A 21,984-nucleotide genomic window follows, 5' to 3' on the forward strand; every position below is an offset into this window, starting at 1 on the left:
TTAGTTACAAAAGTGGGACAGTCTCTTAAAAATTCCAATGATTATAAAGCCATCACCCTTTTAATACCATAAAAATAAATTTGTTTTAAATTCTTGTTTCTATCTTTTATTTTAGGTTACCTTTAAAATACCCCAAGGAATATCCAGCTACTGCCAACTGTTAAGCTTCAGCAAGCTTAACAGTAAAGATGAAGAGCTTCATAGTAGAGCCTTTGTAAAGAATTTTCTTAAAGGCTTTCAAGAAAGCTTTGAGAAAGACTATACTGCGCAGTCTTACATACAAAAAAATGAAAGAGGATATAATGACGAAAAAATAAAAGGTTATACGAGTTTGCGAACCGGTGCTAGTTATATAAATTTCAAAAACATAACCGATATGAAAGATCTAGTAAAAACCATAACTCATGAAAACCAAAGATCGATGTATATACAAGATCATAGAGATATAAACAAAAATAGAGATGATGATACTAAGTATGCGTCAAATTTCTCAAATTTTGCGAGAAGTAAAGCATTCAATTGGGGTAATATCAAAACAATGGAGAAATTTCTTAAATACAAAATCAATAAATAGGGAAGATAAATTATTAAATAATATGATAGAAAATGATGGAAATATTTTTAGACATACAATTTTTCAAGGAGCAAATTATGAACTTCGCAATACAATAAAAGACAATACTATCGGCGGTAGTGGTAATGAATGATTTTTTTAATGCTTTCTGGCGAGAATTTCAATATAAAATCGTAGATTTAATCGTATATTTAGCCAATCATCACCCATTAGTTGCTTGGATTATCTTATATTTTTTGGGTTTGCTCGTACTATATTTTTGTTTTAAGTTTATTCGCCATTGTTATATAATCTATAATAAATCTAAAAATATAAAAATTTTAAAAATAGGTATATCATTTTTTATTCCTATTGTTATTGTTTTTTACTTTCTCGTTAAATTCATAATTTACAAATCAAATGGGTATTTAGTTTATTTTTGCATCTTTTCGTTGATTTCTACTATTAGCGTGATTTTTGGGCTTTGCGACCTAAAAAATTTATATCAGATAAACCACAAAATAGAAACCCTAAAAAACAAAAGAAGCAAAAAGTTAAATTTGAAAAAAGTAAGAATTCGTTAAATTTTACAAGTGCAAAAATTAAAAAATAAAGCGGTACTAATGAATAAAATTTTAAGAATGGTTGTTATTGCGCTGTTTTTTGGGCTGGCGGATTATGGCTTTAAATATCCTATTTTCCACTGGATCATTTTCTATTTTTATTCAAACATTGTAATATATTTAACTATAAAGACTTATCTATATTCTAAAAAATTAACTGGAATAGATATTACAAATTTGATACTTATCTTAACCCTTTTGCTTTATTTGGTTATTTATAAATCAAGTTGTTGATTGGTTTATATGTTTGTTTTTACTCTACTGTCAATAATTATCGTAAGTATCGTAGCTTTATGGCAGAAAAAATCAGTTAATACAACCAATGATGCTAATGTAGGTAAAAAATGAGTAGTATCATAAATGCTTTTATAGATATAGCTCTAAGGAGTGACTTTCCATTTTTTCATTATATTTTTTATAATTTTTATATTTTATTTTTTTTGCGCATAAGTGTTGATTGTTTAAAAGATGAAGTAAAAGAACAAAAAAAATTAAAAGAAGTTTTTAAATGGGGAAGCCTTATTCTGATAGCTTTTATAGTTTTAATTTGTCTTACAATTTTTGAAAGCAACGGAATATTCTTTTATTTTTGCATTTTTTCGTGGATTTCTACTATTGGCGTGATTTTTTGGGCTTTACAACCTGAAAAATTTATACCAGATAAACCACAGAATAGAAACCCTAAAAAACAAAAGAAGCAAAAAGTTAAATTTGAAAAAAGTAATAATTCGTTAAATTTTACAAATGTAAAATTAAAAAATAAACAAATCATCGGCGATAAATAGAAATTTTAAAAATATCTCTAAAATAGGAATGACTGAAAGAATAAACAAAAAACTATTAGCCAATACCCTAAGAGGAGGAAGGTTAGGTAGCGACGGTATATTAAGACATAACGGTAAAGAGTATGTAGCTCGTAGTATGGATATAACGGGGAATAAAGTGATATATCAACAATTAGGTAAAATAATAAACCGGTAGAGGTTTATAAAATTACTAACGATAAAGGTTATTTAGTGACAGCTTCTAAACCAAAGCTCTCTGCTTCGCAAAGCAGTCCTAGTACTTTAATAAAAGACGTAACAAAAGATATTAAATTTTATGATAGCTCAAAAACCCCGGGTATAGTAGCAGGCGCCACCATAGGCGGAGGTATAGATATTGGATCGCAGTATATAAATAACGGCTATAGTTTTAAAAATATTGACCATACAGAAGTAGTAATAAATGCATTAGGCGGTACATATGGTGGAGCTGCTAGCGGTTTATTCTCGGCAATAGTCAGAGGCGCTTTTGTCAACTCATCTACAGAACTATACTCTCAGCTTAAAGATAGATCAAGAGATGTGGACGCAGAGAGAGTGGTAGGAAAAGGTTTTGCTGGTGGATTTTTTGGACTGTTCGGCAGTCTTGCGGGAACAGGCGGTAAAAACATAAAAGTAGGCAATGGGGATTTACAGACTGCGGCTGAAAGTATAGTATCAGTTGTGACAGGAATAGGTCAGGCAGTGGCCGATAACATAAAAAGTAAAAACGATAAAGACAAAAAAGATAACAAAAAATGAAAAAATTTCTAATTATATTTTTTGGTAGCATATTGTGTATTGGCTTTATAGTAATCCTAAAACTTCTCTTTGGAGAACACTATGGTGACGTTATTTTTGCTGGGATAATCTTGACTAATATATATTACATAATTAAAAACGGTATAAAAAAGAGCGACTTTTCGAAAAAGAATTTGGAAGAAATGGACGTCACGATAGGCGGTGTCTCTTTGATACAGGCTATATTTGTATTTATAATGTGGATTGGTTACAATGCCACAAGATGGTAAACATAAAAGTAGGCGAGTAGAATAAAGACCGCGGCTGAAGTAGGAACAAATTTTATTACTACAGCTGGACAAGCTATTGCAGATAGTATAGAAAGCAAAAAATATAAAACAAAAAAAGCGGATAAGTAATGAAGAAGAATTGGATTGTATTTTTTGGATCAATAGCGTTTTTTATAGTAGGTGCTATTTGCATAATAATCCTAAAACTTCTCTTTGGAGAACACTATATTGATGCTATGGCTGTGTTGCTAATATTTGCCAATGTATGTTTTATAATAAAAAACGGTATAAAAAAGAGCGATTTTAAAAAAGAATATATACAAAAAATGGAAATAGAAAGAGGTGGTGTCGCTTTAATCCACTCTTTTTTAGTTTTTGTATTTTGGTTTCTTTACAACGCCACAAGAGGGTAAACATAAAAGTGGGCAATGGAGATTTGCAGACTGAGGCTGAAGCTAGGGCAAGTATATTTACTGGAATAACACAGGTGGCTGTAGATAGTATGAGCAGCAAAGATAATAAAAATAACAAAGACGATAAAAAAGAATGAGAACTGATATAAAAGTTTTGTTTAAGAACATTAATTTTAAAATGAACATCATCTAAATTTTTTAGATATAATTACGCAAAAATAATATTATTAAAATCAGGTAAAGGAACTCATGAAAAAAATATTTAAATTTCTATCTTTTTTAGTATTTATGCTATTTCTTACAGGATGTGCAAAAGATCTTATTATAAGCAATATGCCAAATTCAAATTTAAACTATCATGGCGATAATGTTCCTATAACTATCATAGCTTATAAATTAAGAGATGTGGCTAAATTTAAAGAAGCTAGCATTATCGATCTAGCCGAAAGAAATGGTGAAATACTAGGCTATGACAAGATTGACTCTATAAAAACACAAATTCAGCCAAATACAAATAGATATGCTTTTACAAATGTATATCCTGACGAAGTTCCGTATGTTGGCATTTTGGTACTTTATGCTGATCAGAGCAAGACAAATATCAAGGCTTATAAGGCTACAAAAGAGATAAAAGAAAAAAATATAGTTTTTGAAATAACAAAAAATGGCGTAAATGTTTTAGACGCTAGTAGCTCTAAAATACAAGCAAGCAAATAAAATGTCTGAAAAGCTAAAAGTCGTTTGGTATAACGGAATGAACGTCGATAAGGTTCATTTCGAGCAACAAGAAAGATATTTTGAGAGAAATTTAAACCTAAAAACCATCTCTTCTTTTTCAAATTTATATGGTATTTTAGATTTAGAAATTTCAAGCGATCTTTTGCTTCAAGGCAAAATAGGGCTAACTAAAATTTCTTGTATCTCTCAAGATGGCACGATTTTTAACGCGCCAGATCAAGATGAATTACCAGAGCCACTTGAGATAAGCCCAAGTGAGCTAAACTCAGCCATTATAGTGTTAAAACTACCTATTAGCTCAGGTCTGGTTGATATTAGCTTGCAAAATAATTTACCAAATCTAAAATTTACAGCCAAGCAAGCACTTATTAGCTCAAGAGTGCATGATGAAGCTAGCAATGATATATTAAACGAGCTAGACGATAAAGATGATTTTGAACTATCTTCTGCCTTTACGCAAGATAAAGAAAATCTAATCCTAGCAAGCCAAAGATCATCTCTTGGAGTATTTGGCTCAAAGATGCCTTACGAGCTTAGCATACCAATTTATAAAATAAAAAATATAGACCTAAATAAGCAAATAACACTTGACGAAAAATTTATTCCAACTTGTATTGACATCAGTAAAAACACCTTTATAATAAATTTTATAGAGGAGCTTAGCTTTGCTACAAAGCAACATCAAGAGAGTTATTTTGGGTTGTTAGGAGGTGTTGATCAAGCTAAAAATAGACTTGATTTTTCAACATATTTAACACTAAATATGTTGAAAAAATGGCATTTAATATTCTCTTATTTGTTAAAGAAAGATAAATTTCACCCAGAGTATTTGTATGAAAAATTAGTTGATTTTCAGGCTGATCTGTTGGCACTTAGTCACGATAATAGTTTTAGCGAATTTATCGCCTACGATCACAATAATCTAACTCAAACTTTTGTGCCTTTGATAAATAATCTAAGACTTTTATTCTCACATATCTTATCTCCAAAATATATAATGGCACAGATTGTTAAAAATAATCACGGCTTTTACGACTGTATTTTTGATAATCCAAGTATTATTGAAAACTCAGAAATTTATTTTGCTATTCACAGCGATACGAAAAATGAGTATCTTCTTAAAAATTTCAAAGAGCAATGCAAAATCCATACTCAATCAAATATAAAAGGCATAGTTTCATCACAGCTAAGGGGTATAAACGTAGAGCAAATTTCTGTTGTTCCTAGCACTTTACCAAAGTTAAACGATTATATCTATTATAAGATAGACAAAAAAGATGAAATTTTTAAAAGCTTTGCAAATCAAAATGTGATTAGCGTTTATATAACGGCAAATTTACCGAATGCTGACATTAAAATGTGGGCTTTATTATAAGGATAAAAATGAACGAAAATCAAAATGAAACCTCAGTTTTAAGTCAAACAAATCTTTTGGGTCTTGGCACAAATCTTGCACTAGATCATGTGTTACCATTGCTTCTTTTGGCAAATAGGGTTTCAAAATTACAAAATTTTTCACAAAGTGAAATGGCAAATTTACGTGAAAAATTGATAAACGATATCTTAAGCACTACTTCAAAGATATCAAATCTAGGCATTTACGAGGAAGACGATATTATTAGACTTAGATATTGTCTTTGTGTTTTTATAGATGAGAGCTTGCTAAAAAATGAAATTTTTATGAACAGCTTTTGGGCCAATAATACCCTGACAACAAGATTTTTTAATGAAAATCTAGGTGGAAATAAATTCTTTGGCATTATGGATAAGTGGTTTGAAAATGTTGGTAAAAATAAAGATTTCTTAGAATTTATATATGCTTGTTTGGTGCTTGGCTATAAAGGAAAATATGAAACACAAGAAGATTGCAATGAAAAAATTTCTTATCTTTGTGAAAATATAGCTGCAGCCGTTTCTCCGCTCATAAAGGCCGATGAAAATGTATTTGAAAAGAGTTACTTAAAACAGACAAAGAAAAGTTTTCTTGAGGTATTTTCGTTAAAGCGTTTAAAATTTTATTTCATTTTACTAGCCATTGCTATGATTGCAGCTGCATTTTTATATAGTACATATTCTATGGATCAAAACAATATCAGAAACGATAGCATCCTAAATAATAAGATAGAGAATTTTATGGATAATAAGTAAGTGCAAGATAATTTTTGTAATAAATTTAATGAAGATTTTTTAGAGAATGAGCTTTATATTAGTTTAACTGATGAAATGTCAAAGTATAAAACTTTGATGCATGATAGTATAAAGTGGGATTATGTATTTAGCTCATCTTTAAAAGCCTTAAGTGAGTTTAGTCTTGATGCCAAGCTTTTAAATTTTTTAGCGATTTCTGCTATAAATTTAAACGACAAAGAGGCTTTTAGAACACTTATAAAAGCTTTTGCCTTTTTTCTATCTATTTTGAAAAAAGAGCCAAATTTACTTGCAAAAAATGAAAAACAACTACCTGCTAAAAAAAAGATAATAGCTCAAACAATAGAGCTTTTTACGCAAGCTAATGATAAAGCTTTGGATCAAGCTGAAGCAAAAGCCTTTAATGATCTTGTGCCTGAGCTTTCGCAAGAGCTTGGTACACGTTTTGATACACTTTATATAGAAGAAAAAAAAGAAGAAATTTTAAAAGCCAAAGAGCCAAAAGTAATTACTAAAACTGAACCAACTTACCATCAAAACGTTTCATTTAGTGGCAATGATATTAGTACATTTAATGATAGAGAATTTAGAGAATATTTTATAAATTTATCACTAATGCTTTTAAAGAGTGATATTAAAAATTTTACCGCTTATGCTTTAATTTTTGAAGCAATGTGGGGTAGAATAAAGGCACTTCCATCAAGTAGCGACCAAATAACACAGATACGTTATCCCGATGAAAATCTGATTATACTTTTTAAAAAAAGTAATGAACTAAATCTTGACAATTTAGAAAAAATTATAAGAAATTTAGCACTTAATCCATTTTGGATAGAAGGCATTAAGATATTTTGCGAATTTTTAAATAGTGCTGGACTTGCAAGGCAAAGTGATCTTATTTGCGATATGGTTTTAAATTTTATTGATAAATTTCCAGATATAAAAAAGCTCAAATTTCAAAGCGGAGAAGCTTTTTTTAGTGAAGATATAAGTAAATTTTTTATTAAAAGTAACTCTTTGGAATTTACTTCCAGCAGTGATAGTAAAAAAAATATGAGTTTTGAAGATCTAATAAAAGAACTAGACAAAAGCAAGCATGCTTCAAGCGCTCAAAGCGAGCTTAATTTTATGCTTGAATTATCAAAAATTTTTACTGCTCAAGGCATGAATAATAATGCAAAAGCTACCTATGCACAAATAGTTAATTTTATAGAAAATACCGAGCTTAAAGATTATTTATCAGACATATATATAAAGGCAAAAACATTTGTGTGATAAAATATGTTTTTTTAAATCACCTTTAATTTTATTTAAATATAATTCTTAAATCATTTACGAAAAAAGGATGTTACTATGGCAGATAATCTAATCCCACCAAAAGAACGCATAAATATAGTTTATAAAACTAAGACAAATGACCAAGAGGCCGATGTAGAGCTTCCATTAAAACTTATGGTAGTTGCAAATTTAACTGGCGAAAACCAAACTCCACTTGAAGATCGCGAAGTGATTTCTATCAATAAAATAAATTTTGATCAGGTTATGAAAAGCTTAGATATTCATACAAATTTCTCTGTAAAAAATAAGCTAAATTCTAACAATGAAGATTTAAATATTGACCTTGATTTTGAGAGCATCCATGATTTTAATCCAGATAATATTATAAATCAAATTCCTGAGCTAAAAAAACTCTTACAGCTTAGAAAAGCTTTAGTTGCACTAAAAGGTCCTATGGGCAATATGCCTGATTTTAGAAAAGCGGTTTTAGAAGCTATAAAAGATGAAGATAGTAGAAAACAACTTCTTTTAGAGATTAAAGACGAACAAGATAAGGAATAAAAATGTCTGAAACTAAAGTTAAAACTCCTATCATTGAAAGCATAATGCAAAGGAGTAAATATTCAAAAGATGACGAGAGTTATAGTGTTGTAAAGCAAGGAGTTGCTGAGTTTATTTCAAACATAATAACAACAAATAATGCCGAAGATAAAATAAATAAGCTCGCACTTGATGAGATGATAGCTCACATCGATACCCTTTTATCTGCTCAAATGGATGAAATTTTACACAATAAATCTTTTCAAGAGCTAGAATCAACTTGGCGTGGAATTAGATTTTTGGTTGAGAGAACAAATTTTAATGAAAATGTAAAAATTGATCTTTTAGACGCCACAAAAGAAGAAATTTTAGATGATTTTGAAAATAATCTAGATATAACTCAAAGTACACTTTATAAACAAATTTATTCAGCCGAATATGGACAATTTGGTGGTGAACCAGTTGGTGCGATAGTGGCTGACTATGAGCTAGATAAATCAAATCAAGATATGACTTTTTTAAATAAAATGTCATCAATTGCTGCAATGAGCCATTCACCGCTTCTTACATCTCTTTCTGCTAAATTTTTCGGACTTGATAATTTTGGTGAGCTTGAAAATATAAAAGATCTAAAAAGCATGCTAGAAGGCCCACAATATACAAGATGGAGAACTTTTAGAGAAAATGAAGATGCAAAATACACAGGTTGTATGGTAAATAGATTTCTTACAAGATCTCCTTATGTGCCAGAGGATAATCCTATAAAGAGCTTTAATTATAGAGAAACTGTAAATAATCACGATGATATGCTTTGGGGCAATGGAGCTTATGCGTTTGCTACAAGGCTTACAGATAGTTTTGCTGATTATAGATGGTGCGGTAATATCATTGGACCAAAAGGTGGCGGTGCTGTAAAGGATCTTCCAACTTATACTTATGAAAATTATGGAAGCGTTCAAACAAAAATTCCAACCGAAGTTTTGATCACAGATAGAAGAGAATTTGAACTTTCAGAAAATGGATTTATCGCTCTTACTTTAAGAAGAGATAGCAATAACGCTGCATTTTTCTCAGCAAACTCTGCACTAAAGCCTAAAATTTTCCCAAATACTCCAGAAGGTAAAGCTGCTGAGACAAATTTCAGGCTCGGAACTCAACTGCCTTATGTGTTCTTGATCTCTCGTTTGGCTCATTATCTAAAAGTGCTTCAAAGAGAAGAGATAGGTACATGGAAAGAGCGTAGTGATGTTGAGCGCGGCTTAAATGAATGGCTAAGACAATACATCTCAGATCAGGAAAATCCACCAGCAGATGTTAGAAGCAGAAGGCCATTTAGAAGTGCAAAGGTTATCGTCAGTGATATAGCCGGCGAGCCGGGCTGGTATAAAATAGAGCTTTTGGCTAGACCTCACTTTAAATTTATGGGAGCAAATTTCGAGCTTTCTTTGGTCGGAAAACTAGACAAAGAGTAAGCTTGCTATGTCGCTGATAGATAAAATTTTGTATCAATTTAGTGATGAATCAAAGCTACGTCCATATTTTAAAGATCTAGACAGCGACATAAAAGATCACATTGATACTATCTTAAACTCTAGACTTGGTAACTACGGCCGATTAAATGATAGCATTATTGATCTTTGGTCGATGGGTGTTGAGATAAATGAGCTTGGTCATAAACTTGGCATGGCAATATATGAACTAATCAGCTCAAATGAGAATAGAATAGAAGTAACATCTATCGGATACGATGACTCACTAAAGCCTTGGCGTATCATCTTTAATATAAACTACAAGCATAAAAACGATAATTTCAAAGAGTATTTGCTAAAAGTTATTTTTAAAAACAATAGATATTGTGAGATTTTATAATGGATTATAATGAAAATAATCTAGCTTATTTTCAAAAAGAGATGGCATATCTTGATGAAACAAGAGCCCTTTTTATTAAAAATTTTCCAAAAGTAGCACCCTTTTTAGATACTAAAAGCAAAGATCCTGATGTTGAGAGCATAATAGAAAATATGGCTATTTTAACATCTAGGATCAGGCAAGAACTAGATGAAAATATCCCGCTAATCGCTGAGTCTTTAGTAAATATTTTAATGCCAAGCTATACAAATCCTTTTCCATCAGTTTGTATGCAAGAATTTACCTTAAGAGATGACTTCTCGGGGGTGAGAGAATTTATACCAAAAGGAAGTATAGTTGAGTCAAAGAAGATCAATGGCATAACGTGCAAATTCCAAACGATCTTTGACATAAATTTGCTTCCATTAAAGATAACAAAAGCTTTTATGTCAAATAATAAGAGTGATTATCTTCTAAATTTAAATATAAGCGTTACAAAGGACGAGCTTAGCACTAAAGAACTTGATATAGACTTTTTAAATTTATATCTTGGAGATAATGTTTACTTCTCTTCTACGCTCTTAATGTGGCTAAAAAATTACTTGAAATTTATTGCAATAAGTTTTGAAGATAGCGATCAAGAGATAAAGTTAAGCCCTGATAAACTTAGTTTGGACAAGTTTGATGAGCGTTTGATAAAGAGTGATGAGTTTGGATTTGAAGCATTTGAGCTTTTAAAAGAGCTATCATTTTTCCCTTCAAAGTTAAATTTTGTGCGATTAAATGGACTTAGCTTTCTTAAAAATTTTTCTACAAAAAGCTTTAATATTAAATTCATATTTTCAAAAGATATGCCAAGTGGATATGTGCCAAGGCTAGAATATTTTTCTCTTTTTGTTACGCCTGCAATAAATTTATTTGCAATGAGTGCCGAACCTATTTTGAATAACAATAGACGAAGCGAATATAGAATTTTTCTAGATCGCTCAAATATCGATGCTTATGAAATCGTTTCAATAAATAAGGTGGTCGCTCATAGTAGTAATAATGAAAAAAGGATATTAAAAAACTATAAAAGTTTTGAGAGATTTGAATTTTTAAATGATGAGCGAGCAAAAGATTATTATTTTGTCAGCAATAAAACAGATATAAAACTAAACTCTTATAAAGAAATTTCTTTTTTTAAAAGTGACTCTAAAGATCAAACCATTAGCATAGATGCACTTTGCTGCAATGGTGATTTACCTTGCAAGCTAAAACTTGGCGAGATAGATAGAGTGTTATCCCATCAAGGTGTAACAACTAAAAATTTAACCATTCCAACCAGTGTAAAGCGAGTAAAAATAGATGGAAATCTTCTTTGGAAACTAGTTAGCATATTATCTTTTAGCTATCAAAGTATACTAGAGAAGGGCTCTTTTTTAGCACTTCTTAATACCTTTAGCACACCAGATGATGAGTTTTTTAAAAAATTTGCTAACTCGCTTTATGATATAAAAACAAAGCAAATTTATAGAGTTGAACAAGGCTTTGCAAAAAGAGGGTTGCTCTGTATATTTTATATAGATGAAAGTGAATTTGAGAGTATTGGAAATGTCTATGTTTTAGGTATAAATTTGGCTAAATTTTTATCAAAATTTGCATCAATTAATTCATTTTGCGAGCTTAAAATAAAGTGTATAAAGAGCAAAATTTTGCTTAATTATGACTTTTTAGGTGGTACAAAAAAATTAATATGAACAAAGAACTAAATCAAGCTTCTTTTTTTAAGTTAGTAAAAAACTGCCTAAAGCACCATGATAGAAGAGATATTTTTTTAAAAAATAGCCCAAGTTTTGCTTATCCGATTAATGAGCTTGAGAGCTTAAGTAAAGAGGATGCAGTAAAAATCGTCATAAATTTTATGGGTCTTTTGGGAAGTGGCTCGCATCTTACAAGCTATATTTTGGAGAAGATTTCAAAGAGTAGCGATAATAATTTCGAGAAATTTTTTGACTTTTTTGATAATTACTTGCTTTGGCTTTTCTTTGATAGCATTAGTTTAAAAAATTATGCAAGATCCTTTGAAAAAGAGCTTGATGATAAAATTTCAAAGATTTTATTGGATATATTAAACATAAGCAATAAAAAATTAGCAAAAAAATTCTTACCATTTTCTCCGCTTATTATTAGCCAAAGAAGGCCTAAAAAAGAGATCGAGTTCGCCTTGCAGCGTCATTTTAATTTAAAAAATAAACTATTTTTGCTAGAAAATCTACCAAATCAAATTTTCATAGCGCCTTCAAATTTAAATTCACTTGGTATCAAAAATAGGACTTTGGGCAGAAATTTTATACTTGGTAAAAAGCTTTTTGAGAAACAAACTAAGATAGCAGTTTATATAAATGGCATAGATTATGAAGAAGCTATTGATTTTTTCCCAAAAAGAAGAAAATTTAAAGAGCTTCAAGATACTCTTATCTTTTTTACGAACAATGAATTTGTTGCCGATTTATACATAAAAATAAACTATTCTCCAAAGATGCAATTAAAGCTTGGGATAGATGAAAGTTATAGTAAAATAGGCCTTGGTGCAAGGCTTAAAAGTAATAAAAATATGTCAAATTTTATAAAATTTAGGCTTTGCTCTTAAATTTTTAGATATAAAATCTAAAATATTTGTTATTATTACATTAAAGAAATATATTTATTTGTAAAAGGATGTGCATCAATGGCATTTATCGATTACCTAAGAAGATTTTTTGTCTTTTTTAGATTCAAACACAGTACAATTTTGGTAGCTTCTATTGCATTAAGTATTTTATTTTGGCTTTATGCTCCACTTATAGCTTTTAACGATGTATATAGCTTTGCTAGTATAAGTTCAAGAGTCACTATATTAATTGCATTTTGGGCAGTTATTTTATTTTTTGTTTTAATCAAGCCATTAATGCACTATTTAGCATCTCAAAAAGATGAAAAAAATAATAAGCTAAAAGAGATAAAAAAAGAGTCTATGGATAGTTTTGGTAAGGCAAAAAGAAATTTTATGCTTTCTTTGAAAGATGCCAAAACGACTTGGAAAAAAGATATAAATTTTAAAAAATTACCTTTAATAATGATAATGGGTAACGAAGGTGCTGGAAAGAGCGCATTTATAAACTACTCAAATATCGAATTTCCACTATCTGATAGTTTAGATACTTATAAAAAAATACATAAAAGTACGACAAACTTTAATCTTTATATTTCAAAATTTGGTGCACTTTTAGATACTGAGGGTATACATTTCGCACAGGAGAGCTTGTATCAGCCAACAGCTACTGAAGAGCTTCCCGAAGATGATGTGGATAAAAATAGGGATTACTTGCTTAAAAAAAGTATCTGGAGTGAATTTTTAAACTTTTTAAAACGAAATGATTTTAACGCTAGATTAAGTGGTGCGGTTTTAATCATAGATACTAAAAAATTCCTTGAAGGCACGCAAGAATATTTTGATGAATTAATTAGATATATGATAAAAAGGGTTAATGACTGTGAGAAACATCTAAAGACTAAATTTCCTATTTATATTGTTTTTAGCAAGCTTGACTTAATAGATGGCATGGGAGATTATTTTAGGCTTTTCAATGAAGATGTGGCAAATAAGGCTCTAGGAATAAACTTAGATTCAAATTTCTCAAAACAATCACTAGAAACAGAGCTAAAAAGCCTAAGCGAGTCACTATTTAAACATCTCATGAGTAAGAACTCGATTTCGCATTTATTGGAAGACAAAAAACGTTCATATCTATTTTTAAAACAACTTGACAATTTTTTTGCTTTAGTGAAAGATTTTGTAACAAAGTTAAGCTCTCAAAATGCACTTAAAAATAGCTCAACCATAAATGGAATTTATTTCGTCAGTGCTTATCAAGAAAATATACCTATAAACTACCTTACAAATACTATTTGCGATAGATATAACATCAAAAAACCACTTTTAAGAGCGGTAAATAACTATAGTAAACAAAGCTATTTTGTAAAATCATTTTTAAAAGAGATAGCTTTTAAAGCTAACTTAAATAAATTTGGCGCTCAAAATAGATTTACAAAATTTGTAAATTTTGTTTTAGTAGCCATACTTTGCGCTGGAGTATATTTGGGTTCTAGTTTTATTCTAGACACCAAAAACATAAAAGAGCAAAATGCTATAAATAATGCAAATAAAATTTCTTCATACCTTGATGGTAAAAAATACAAGGATCTCTCTCCAACACAAAAGATTGAGCTTCTAAATTTACTAAAACAAAGTCTAAATGACTATCCAAGAATCTTTAGTGGTGATACTAAATTTGAGTATATAACACTAGATACTTCTTATAAAGGCTTTACTCCAGTTAAAGCGCTTTACTATGATTTAAATGCTGATTTTTTTAAAAATACAGTTTTAACTGAAATGGAAAATATACTAAAAAATGAAAGCGATCCAGATAAGCTAATAAAAGCATTTTATATGTATGATTCACTCTTTGACAAAGACTACACAAATGTGGATTTATTTAAAATTTGGATTAGCACAAACTGGGATAAATTTGAAAAATATGGCGTTGCAAAAGATGAATTTTTAGCTCATATTGAGGCTATTTTAAAAGCAGAAAATTTAAACATAACTGCAGATACAGTTGCTCAAAGTATAGCAAATACGAGACTATCACCTGTTCAAAGAGCACAAAGACTCTACTACATACTTGAATTCATATCATTCAAAGACGATAAATCTTTTTACGATATTAAAAAAGATGTAGAAAATTTATACACAGTAGTCCAAGAGAAAGAAGCATTTAAGCCATTTAATAAAATTTATACAAAAGAAAATTTAAGAGATTTCTTGTCAAAGCTTAGCTCAAACATAGATCAAACAGCTGGAATAGAATCTTGGCTAATGGAGACAAATTCTTCTTTAAAAGATATTAGCTCAAATGATAAGAAAGAGTTAAGCATTGCTGTAATAGAGCTTTATTTGCAAAACTATGCTGATAAGTGGAGCCAAATTTTAAGAGAAATAGAGCCAAATGAATTTAGCACAAAAAAAGAGGTCATAGAAGAGCTCGACATCTTGTCAAAGAGAGAAAATCCTTTAAATTCTTTAATAAAATTAACTAATCAAAATACAAATTTAAATGATGAGAATTTACTAAAATATATCTATTCTCTAGGATTTGCTTCAAGTGAGATAAAGCGTGTTTTCAGTGATTTTAGCGCTAAATTTACTACCTATCATGCGTTAAATTCTAATGACTTGCTAGATATTATAAGCAATGATGTAACAAGCGTTTATAAAAAAGTTAGTGACTATAACTTCGAAATGCTTCAAAGCAACGATGATAAAATAGTTTATGCAATAAATGGTATAAAAAATGAAAACGACCCATTTGTTGTTTTAAATAATGATGCCAAGAAACTCCCAGATGAGTTAAATGAATATTATCAAAAGTTATCGACACTTGCGTGGAAACAAGTAGAAAATGGCGCTTCAGCGCTTTTATCAACAGCATATAGAGATGATGTTTTTGATGATTTTGAAAGTCTTATCAAGCCATTTTATCCATTTAATGAACAATCTCCAAAGGCTGTTAGCATAGAAGAATTTAAAAGATTCTTTGGCAAAAACGGAACTTGGAATAGCTTTTATGATAGATATCTAAAACAAATCTTAAGTAAAACCGCTGATGGTTATAAAATAAGACCAAAATATGCAAAAGAGCTAAGATTTAGCAGAGATTTTCTTAAAAATATTGCCTATATAGACAGAATTTCAAATTTAATGCTTGATTCAAATGATGAACTAAAATTGAATTATAATTTAAAAGCCGTCGACTTATCGGCAAATTTTAGCCATATAAATATTAGTTATTCTAATAACTCTTTGACTTATGATCATACAATTGCCTCAAATTTGATAGTTTCAAGCAAAAATTTTGATATATCAACACAGTTTAAATTCAATGCAGTTTCAAGTACTGGAAGCGAGAGAAAAGAGTTAAGCTTTGATGGAGAGTGGGGCTGGTATAAGATACTAAAAGCTTCAAATTTTAGTAGTGTTGGTGTTAGTACGCTTAATTTTGATGGTAGAAGAGATTCGTATTTTGGCTTTGAAGTAACACCAAATGGTGGAGAGCTTTTAGAGCTTATGGATATCATACCAACGATAAATTTACCAAAGAAGATGCTTTATTAAGGATAAAATATGCAACAAATAGCAGCAGTTATACAAAATTACGATAAAGCGTCAAGCTTTTCAGCTCAATTTATCATTTTTGATGAAAATGGTGGTGATATAGGCTCGTTAGATACTACAAAATTTTCTTGTAATGATATGAGCGATTCAATCGCACCAAAACACGCTCATGTTGGATTTGAAGAGGGGGTTTTCACAATTTGTGGCTATAAAGATTGTGAAATTTTTTATAGTGATTCATATTCAAAGCTTCCAGATGACTATGAGAGCGTCATAAATTTGGGCGATGTCTTTAGGATAGGGGAGTTAAAATTTATATTTATAGACCCTTCTAGGATTGATGAATATATAGGAAAAGCCCATAAGATAATAGAAAATACGAAAAATTTTGACAAGCTTGATGATAAACGTTTTGAACCAGTTGGTAAAATTTCAAATGTTGATTTTAAAGAAGAGCCAAAGATAAACTCATTAATAAATGATAAAAAAGATATCACTTTAAATGAAAATGCGTACGATGCAGTTTTAAATTTAAATGAGATAGCTCAAAATTTTGATGAAGAAGAAAATGCAAATAATCAAAATATGCTAACTGCAAAAAGCATGGATGAGCTTTTGACAAAGATAGTTGAGAGTATAAAATTGCAACCAAATATGAGCCCTATAAGTGAGCAGACTAGGACTTTAAATACAAAAGATATGGAAACAATCATGAAAACTCTTCCTCTTAGTGACTCGACAGAACTAATAAATACTGTTTTGGTTAAGCTTATATGCAAAGAGCTATATAGCCAAATGTATGATATAGTCGAGAATAACTCATTTTTTAAATATCTTTCAGGAGCCGTACTAAAAAGCACTAAGGAAGACAAGGAAGCGTTTAATTATCTATTACATAAAGCTCTTCAAAGCTATATGTTAAAAAAGTAATGTTTTTAATAAAACAGAAAGTAAATAAAAGATAGAATAATCCAAACTTTTTAATAGGAGTAAATATGTCACAACCAGTGTATATTAAAGTGAAAGGTTCTACACAAGGACTTATTTCGAGTGGTGCTTCAACAGAAGCTAGTATAGGTAATCGCTATCAGTCAGGTCACGAAGATGAGATCATGGCTCAAGAGGTTTCTCATATAGTAACAGTTCCAACTGATCCACAAAGTGGCCAACCATCAGGTCAAAGAGTCCATAAGCCATTTAGTTTTACTACATCACTAAATAAAGCTGTTCCACTTCTTTACAATGCTTTAACACAAGGCGAAAGACTTCCAGAGGTTGAGATCTATTGGTATAGAACATCAACTAGTGGTGGTGCTGAGCATTTCTTTACTACAAAACTAGAAGATGCAACTATAACAGATATTACTCTAGTAAGCCCAAATGCTCAAGATAAGCTAAACAGCGACAAAACAGAGCTTTTCAAAGTTTCAATGAACTATAGAAAGATAGTTTGGGAACATGTAGCTGCAGGTACAAGCGGAAGTGATGACTGGAGAGAAGCTACTAAAAAAGCTTAAAACCAACCTAGGGTTTATCCCTAGGGTTAATAAAATCATCTTCTAGCTAGAAGGACACAGATGAGCCCTTTTTTATCTTTATCTTTTAAATTAACATGATATGTGAAATGCGATATGAAACACCTAGTTATAATCATATTTCTCATAACATCTCTATATTCGCATGATGCAAATTGTTTAAATATGTTTGCTGTGATCTTTGATAAAAATACGACCGATGAAAATACTGCTAAATGCGTAGAATACTATATAGATGATCTTGGATGTGATGCAAATATGACTATAGAAATTCCTGAACTTTCAATAAGACCAAATCTATTAGAATATGCTTATGATGCAAATAAAACAAAAACTTTTGATACTCTTTTGGAAAAAGGCACATACGCCAATACTAGCTTGGCAACATCCATAGGAATGAGCTTTTTATTTTTCTTTAGGGAAAATGGTGTTGGTATAAACAATAAAAAAGCAAGCCCTGAGCTATTAGAATTTATAAAAACTCAGAAATATAAAAAATTTAAAGAAGAGAAATTTAAATTAATTAAAAAACTATTAGATTATGGACAGGACCCGAAAGATTATTCTACTTTAAAATCTATTTTAAAAATTTTAAATGATAAAAAGGATTTAGATAATTTATTAAAGAATAGAACTCAAAAGGGATTAGCGCAATGAAGCAATTGGCAATAATCATATTTCTCATAACATCTTTATATTCACACGAAGCAAATTGTTTAAATATGTTTGCTGTGATCTTTGATAAAAATACGACCGATGAAAATACTGCTAAATGTATAGAATATTACATAGATGAGCTTGGGTGTGATGCTAATATAGTCCCAAGTTTCGCTAATGATGGCTCCAATTTACTAGATGCTGCTTATGAAAATAATAAGACTAAAACATTTGACTTACTTTTGAATAAAGATATTACGCCAGATAAATGGCTAACTGCAATTATAGCAACAGAATTCCTAGCCTTTTTTAGAGAAAATAGCGATGGCATAAAAGACAAAAAAGCAAGCCCTGAGCTATTAGAATTTATAAAAACACCGAAATATAAAGAATTTAAAGAAGAGAAATTTAAATTAATCAAAAAACTATTAGATCATGGACAAGATCCTTATCATTATGGTTATTTGAGAGTTATATTAAAGATAGTAGGAGATGAAAAAGATTTAGATAAGCTTTTGGAAAGTGAGAAAAGATGATGGATTTTTTTAACACTAGCAAAAAGAAACTTGATATAAAACATGATAATACAGAACTAAAAAATTTTAATGAAGAAAATAATAAATTTACTAACTCACAAAATGCTATTGATACCTTTACTTATCCTTTCTCAAAAATACCAATTATTGGAGAGATTTTTAAAGGAAATGCAGATGCTGCCAAAAATTATATAGATAAAGATGCCAATCTTAAAGAAAAAATAAATAAAGAAGCTGAACGTGGTGGAATAGAAGAAGAAGTTAATAGATTTTATAATATCAAAGAACCAGAGAAAAAATACTTTAAAAAACTTAGAGAAGAAGAAAACGAAAAAAGATTGAAAGAGCAACAAATGGACAAAAATTTAACATCACCAACATCATCACTGACTAAGCCTGTCATGCTAGCATCTGGCAACTCAGTAGCAACAGATGGCTTTGTGGACTACGGCGTATCTAATGATACCTTCTCAACTCTTCAGATAGCAAACGAGTCCAACGATAAATTTATCGTTACACGTGCAAATATTTATGAAAATTTAGAAAGTATATTTAGCATAGAGTGCTTTGCCTATATAAATTTGGTGAAAAACCCGCTTTATGAAAATTTAGACACCATCTACAATAACGATAAAAGTTACTCAAGCATATATAAATATCTTGATAAAAGTATAAAGCTAAGCATAAAAAGGCCGTCTTCAACAAATAAAAACATCGTTCCAGATGGTAGCTCAAACGATATGTGCTTTAGCGGAATAGTAAGCGATGTAGAGTATCTTGGCGTAGATGATGAGACTAGTACAAATATAGATAAAAAATACTTCTTTAAATTTAAGCTAACTTCGCCACTATATAGACTAAGCATAAATAGAGCAAACAGAATTTATACAGACCAGAGCATTTTAGAAATAGTAAAAGATATTTTAGCTTTTAATAAGCAAAGACTAACCAAAGAGCTAGACTTCTCAAATATCAAAAATAACTACAACAAAAGAGAATTTATAGCCCAGTACAATGAGAGCGACCTAGCTTTCATAACAAGGCTTTGCCATGATAGTGGTATATATTTTTACGAAGATAATGAAAAAATTTATTTTCATGATACATTTATACTAGCTTATAACAATCAAAATGAAAATTTTACTTCAAGCGATACAAGCAGTGGCAAGGAAGCTAGAAAAGTAAGCTTTAATGTAAATTTGAATAATAATCTAGCAACCGAGCATATAAATAAAATAACAAAGAGCGAAACGCTAAAAGCAAATAGCTTTACGCACTCTTTTCAAAATACAGCTTATCCAAATGTGCTAGAGAGTAAAAATGAAAAGATATTTGACGAACAGGTAAATATCTATGATAAGCATATAAATTTAGATGAGTATTCATTTAGTGACACCAGTTTGCTTGAAGTTAGCACCTATCTTAAAAAACTAAGAAGCGATATGCTTTTAAAAGAATTTACCGCTAGCTCAAATGTATTTGCACTAAATTTAAATGATAATATTTCGGTAGCCATTGATGCTAGCAAGAGTGAATATGAGTTTAAAATAATAGCTTTAAAGCATACTTATATCGATGAGAGCGTTTTAGAAAATACTTTAAATTTAGGCGATAATGTCCCATTTAAAGATAAAAAATTTATAAGCTCATACACAAACGAGATAAGCATCATTCCAAGTAGTGTGAAATTTGTCCCAAGCTACAAACAAAAACCAAAAGCACCAGATATCACGCTAGGTCTTGTAGTCGGTCAAGATGGACTAAACAGCCAAAATAACACGATCCATACTGATAGCTATGGTAGGGTAAAGGTGAGGTTAAATGCTTTTAGTACGCAAGAGATAATCGATAAAGACGATGCCATCAACGCAAGCTATCATAAGAGTGCTTATCTAAGAGTGATAACGCCTATTGCTAGCAATAGCTCAGGATTTTTTGCCATACCAAGGATCGGCGATGAGGTTATCATCTCGTTTTTACAAAACGATATAGACAACCCAGTAGTAAGTGGTAGCCTATATAATGCTTCAAATACGCCACTTGTAAATGTGGATAGTAACTATCACCAAACATCTCTTAGCTCAAAAACAATTGGTGCAAATGAGACCGGTATAAACGAGATCACTTTATCAAATTTAAAAAATAAAGAGCAAATTTATGTAAAAGCAGAAAAGGACTATGACGAGCTTGTAAATAACGACTTTTCTCAAACAATACTAAATGACAAAAGCTCACAAGTGCATGGAAGTTATACTGAACGAGTAAAAAAAGCTCACATCCAGACTATAGATCTTGCTAAAAACGTAAATGTCGGAGGCGAGTATCTAACAACAGTTGGACTTTCAAAAGATACAGTAGTGGGCGTCTCAAATACTCTAAACGTAGCTGTTGATAACAATACAAGAGTAGGTCAAGATAGTCATGAATTTGTAGGACATGATAAATTTGTAGAAGTAAAATCAAATCTTAATACGACCATACATAATGATGAGTTAAAAGAGGTAAAAGGCACAAAAGAGCAAAATATAGATGGTGGCTATAAGCTAAATTCACAAAAAGGCATAAATGAATTTAGTAACGAGCATATTGTGCTTCAGGCAAATAGCTACATTGATGTAAATGCTAAGTCAAATTTTACAACAAAAACAGCTGCCCAGCATACTGAGATTGCTGATTCAAAATTTAGCAATATAGAGACGACTTATGAGGTAAATGCCAAAGATAAGATAATCCATCAAGTAGGTAGCACAAAAGTAACGATAGAAGGATCAAGCGTCGTGATAGAAGTAGCTGGCGTAAAGGCGATATTTGATAGTAGAGGGTTAAGAGTTATTGGCGGAGATATAAAGGCTTTATAAGATCATATTTAAAGACTTACTTTGTATTTTAGTAGGTCTTTAAATTTTTAAATAAAATCAATTTCTACTAAAACTAAAGCTAAGAATTTTAAAGGCAAAGGCTAAATTTTAGGGCTACGATAAAAGCTAGCCATACAAATTTTTCAACATTGTACCCCAGTACAATAGACAAGCCCTTCTAAAATTTATATAATTCATTCAAAATTTCAAATACTATAAACAAT

At 30.2% G+C, this 21,984-nt stretch carries 20 protein-coding genes; all 20 read left to right on the top strand.

Going from position 1 to position 21,984, the window contains the following annotated elements; translation table 11 throughout:
- Nucleotides 1-464 precede the first annotated feature (464 nt).
- On the top strand, nt 465-707 hold the full coding sequence (locus CVS97_RS09265; RefSeq protein WP_159070907.1) for a hypothetical protein: 243 nt from the start codon (nt 465-467) through the stop codon (nt 705-707).
- 813 nt (nt 708-1,520) lie between these two features.
- Complete coding sequence (locus CVS97_RS08960; RefSeq protein ID WP_107785824.1) at nt 1,521-1,961, top strand: hypothetical protein; 441 nt, start codon at nt 1,521-1,523, stop codon at nt 1,959-1,961.
- Nucleotides 1,962-2,192: 231 nt separating this feature from the next.
- The gene (locus tag CVS97_RS08965) at nt 2,193-2,741 is read left to right on the top strand and encodes a hypothetical protein (RefSeq protein WP_107785825.1); all 549 of its coding nucleotides are present in this window, start codon (nt 2,193-2,195) and stop codon (nt 2,739-2,741) included.
- A 397-nt stretch (nt 2,742-3,138) separates the two neighbouring features.
- Nucleotides 3,139-3,423: a hypothetical protein gene (locus CVS97_RS08975; protein ID WP_107785827.1), complete on the top strand. Its 285-nt coding sequence runs from the start codon at nt 3,139-3,141 to the stop codon at nt 3,421-3,423.
- An 8-nt stretch (nt 3,424-3,431) separates the two neighbouring features.
- Nucleotides 3,432-3,560 (top strand): hypothetical protein, encoded by a 129-nt coding sequence (locus tag CVS97_RS09540; protein WP_265094259.1) that lies wholly within the window; start codon nt 3,432-3,434, stop codon nt 3,558-3,560.
- 112 nt (nt 3,561-3,672) lie between these two features.
- Nucleotides 3,673-4,140, top strand: coding sequence for a type VI secretion system lipoprotein TssJ (gene tssJ / locus CVS97_RS08980; RefSeq protein WP_054195914.1), 468 nt, complete (start codon nt 3,673-3,675; stop codon nt 4,138-4,140).
- Between the two features lies 1 nt (nt 4,141).
- A complete protein-coding gene (gene tssK / locus CVS97_RS08985) occupies nt 4,142-5,536 on the top strand; it encodes a type VI secretion system baseplate subunit TssK (protein WP_107785828.1) in 1,395 nt (464 codons plus the stop codon).
- Nucleotides 5,537-5,544: 8 nt separating this feature from the next.
- On the top strand, nt 5,545-6,309 hold the full coding sequence (gene icmH / locus CVS97_RS08990; protein ID WP_084110013.1) for a type IVB secretion system protein IcmH/DotU: 765 nt from the start codon (nt 5,545-5,547) through the stop codon (nt 6,307-6,309).
- Nucleotides 6,310-7,584 carry a type VI secretion system domain-containing protein gene (locus CVS97_RS08995; protein WP_107785829.1) on the top strand — a complete coding sequence of 425 codons (1,275 nt, stop codon included), beginning with the start codon at nt 6,310-6,312 and terminating at the stop codon, nt 7,582-7,584.
- A gap of 78 nt (nt 7,585-7,662) precedes the next feature.
- A complete protein-coding gene (gene tssB / locus CVS97_RS09000) occupies nt 7,663-8,148 on the top strand; it encodes a type VI secretion system contractile sheath small subunit (RefSeq protein WP_054195918.1) in 486 nt (161 codons plus the stop codon).
- 2 nt (nt 8,149-8,150) lie between these two features.
- Entirely contained in the window at nt 8,151-9,599 is a 1,449-nt protein-coding gene (gene tssC, locus CVS97_RS09005) for a type VI secretion system contractile sheath large subunit (protein ID WP_054195919.1), read from the top strand.
- 7 nt (nt 9,600-9,606) lie between these two features.
- Nucleotides 9,607-9,996 (top strand): type VI secretion system baseplate subunit TssE, encoded by a 390-nt coding sequence (locus CVS97_RS09010; RefSeq protein WP_107785830.1) that lies wholly within the window; start codon nt 9,607-9,609, stop codon nt 9,994-9,996.
- Entirely contained in the window at nt 9,996-11,714 is a 1,719-nt protein-coding gene (gene tssF / locus CVS97_RS09015) for a type VI secretion system baseplate subunit TssF (RefSeq protein WP_107785831.1), read from the top strand. Before CVS97_RS09010 ends, tssF begins: the two co-directional genes overlap by 1 nt.
- Nucleotides 11,711-12,607 (top strand): type VI secretion system baseplate subunit TssG, encoded by an 897-nt coding sequence (locus tag CVS97_RS09020; RefSeq protein WP_107785832.1) that lies wholly within the window; start codon nt 11,711-11,713, stop codon nt 12,605-12,607. The genes tssF and CVS97_RS09020 overlap by 4 nt, the downstream gene beginning before the upstream one ends.
- 78 nt (nt 12,608-12,685) lie before the next feature.
- Nucleotides 12,686-16,174, top strand: a complete 3,489-nt coding sequence (gene tssM / locus CVS97_RS09025; protein WP_107785833.1) for a type VI secretion system membrane subunit TssM — start codon at nt 12,686-12,688, stop codon at nt 16,172-16,174.
- Between the two features lie 9 nt (nt 16,175-16,183).
- Nucleotides 16,184-17,104, top strand: coding sequence for a hypothetical protein (locus CVS97_RS09030; RefSeq protein ID WP_107785834.1), 921 nt, complete (start codon nt 16,184-16,186; stop codon nt 17,102-17,104).
- A 65-nt stretch (nt 17,105-17,169) separates the two neighbouring features.
- Entirely contained in the window at nt 17,170-17,691 is a 522-nt protein-coding gene (locus tag CVS97_RS09035) for an Hcp family type VI secretion system effector (protein WP_054195925.1), read from the top strand.
- 183 nt (nt 17,692-17,874) lie between these two features.
- The gene (locus tag CVS97_RS09040; protein ID WP_199905995.1) at nt 17,875-18,366 is read left to right on the top strand and encodes a hypothetical protein; all 492 of its coding nucleotides are present in this window, start codon (nt 17,875-17,877) and stop codon (nt 18,364-18,366) included.
- Nucleotides 18,363-18,902, top strand: coding sequence for a hypothetical protein (locus tag CVS97_RS09045; protein WP_230853298.1), 540 nt, complete (start codon nt 18,363-18,365; stop codon nt 18,900-18,902). Before CVS97_RS09040 ends, CVS97_RS09045 begins: the two co-directional genes overlap by 4 nt.
- Nucleotides 18,899-21,760, top strand: a complete 2,862-nt coding sequence (locus tag CVS97_RS09050; RefSeq protein WP_199905994.1) for a type VI secretion system Vgr family protein — start codon at nt 18,899-18,901, stop codon at nt 21,758-21,760. Before CVS97_RS09045 ends, CVS97_RS09050 begins: the two co-directional genes overlap by 4 nt.
- Nucleotides 21,761-21,984 lie beyond the last annotated feature (224 nt).

The organism is Campylobacter concisus (assembly GCF_003049735.1).
GTDB lineage: Bacteria > Campylobacterota > Campylobacteria > Campylobacterales > Campylobacteraceae > Campylobacter_A > Campylobacter_A concisus_AN.

Bases quoted from the DNA above. Each gene is read 5' to 3' on its own strand.
- CVS97_RS08975 (WP_107785827.1), top strand. From the start codon at position 3,139: ATGAAGAAGAATTGGATTGTATTTTTTGGATCAATAGCGTTTTTTATA.
- CVS97_RS09045 (WP_230853298.1), top strand. From the start codon at position 18,363: ATGAAGCAATTGGCAATAATCATATTTCTCATAACATCTTTATATTCA.
- CVS97_RS09010 (WP_107785830.1), top strand. From the start codon at position 9,607: ATGTCGCTGATAGATAAAATTTTGTATCAATTTAGTGATGAATCAAAG.
- CVS97_RS09040 (WP_199905995.1), top strand. From the start codon at position 17,875: ATGTTTGCTGTGATCTTTGATAAAAATACGACCGATGAAAATACTGCT.
- tssB (WP_054195918.1), top strand. From the start codon at position 7,663: ATGGCAGATAATCTAATCCCACCAAAAGAACGCATAAATATAGTTTAT.
- CVS97_RS09050 (WP_199905994.1), top strand. From the start codon at position 18,899: ATGATGGATTTTTTTAACACTAGCAAAAAGAAACTTGATATAAAACAT.
- CVS97_RS09020 (WP_107785832.1), top strand. From the start codon at position 11,711: ATGAACAAAGAACTAAATCAAGCTTCTTTTTTTAAGTTAGTAAAAAAC.
- tssC (WP_054195919.1), top strand. From the start codon at position 8,151: ATGTCTGAAACTAAAGTTAAAACTCCTATCATTGAAAGCATAATGCAA.
- tssF (WP_107785831.1), top strand. From the start codon at position 9,996: ATGGATTATAATGAAAATAATCTAGCTTATTTTCAAAAAGAGATGGCA.
- tssK (WP_107785828.1), top strand. From the start codon at position 4,142: ATGTCTGAAAAGCTAAAAGTCGTTTGGTATAACGGAATGAACGTCGAT.
- CVS97_RS08960 (WP_107785824.1), top strand. From the start codon at position 1,521: ATGAGTAGTATCATAAATGCTTTTATAGATATAGCTCTAAGGAGTGAC.
- CVS97_RS09035 (WP_054195925.1), top strand. From the start codon at position 17,170: ATGTCACAACCAGTGTATATTAAAGTGAAAGGTTCTACACAAGGACTT.
- tssM (WP_107785833.1), top strand. From the start codon at position 12,686: ATGGCATTTATCGATTACCTAAGAAGATTTTTTGTCTTTTTTAGATTC.
- tssJ (WP_054195914.1), top strand. From the start codon at position 3,673: ATGAAAAAAATATTTAAATTTCTATCTTTTTTAGTATTTATGCTATTT.
- icmH (WP_084110013.1), top strand. From the start codon at position 5,545: ATGAACGAAAATCAAAATGAAACCTCAGTTTTAAGTCAAACAAATCTT.
- CVS97_RS09265 (WP_159070907.1), top strand. From the start codon at position 465: ATGATACTAAGTATGCGTCAAATTTCTCAAATTTTGCGAGAAGTAAAG.
- CVS97_RS09030 (WP_107785834.1), top strand. From the start codon at position 16,184: ATGCAACAAATAGCAGCAGTTATACAAAATTACGATAAAGCGTCAAGC.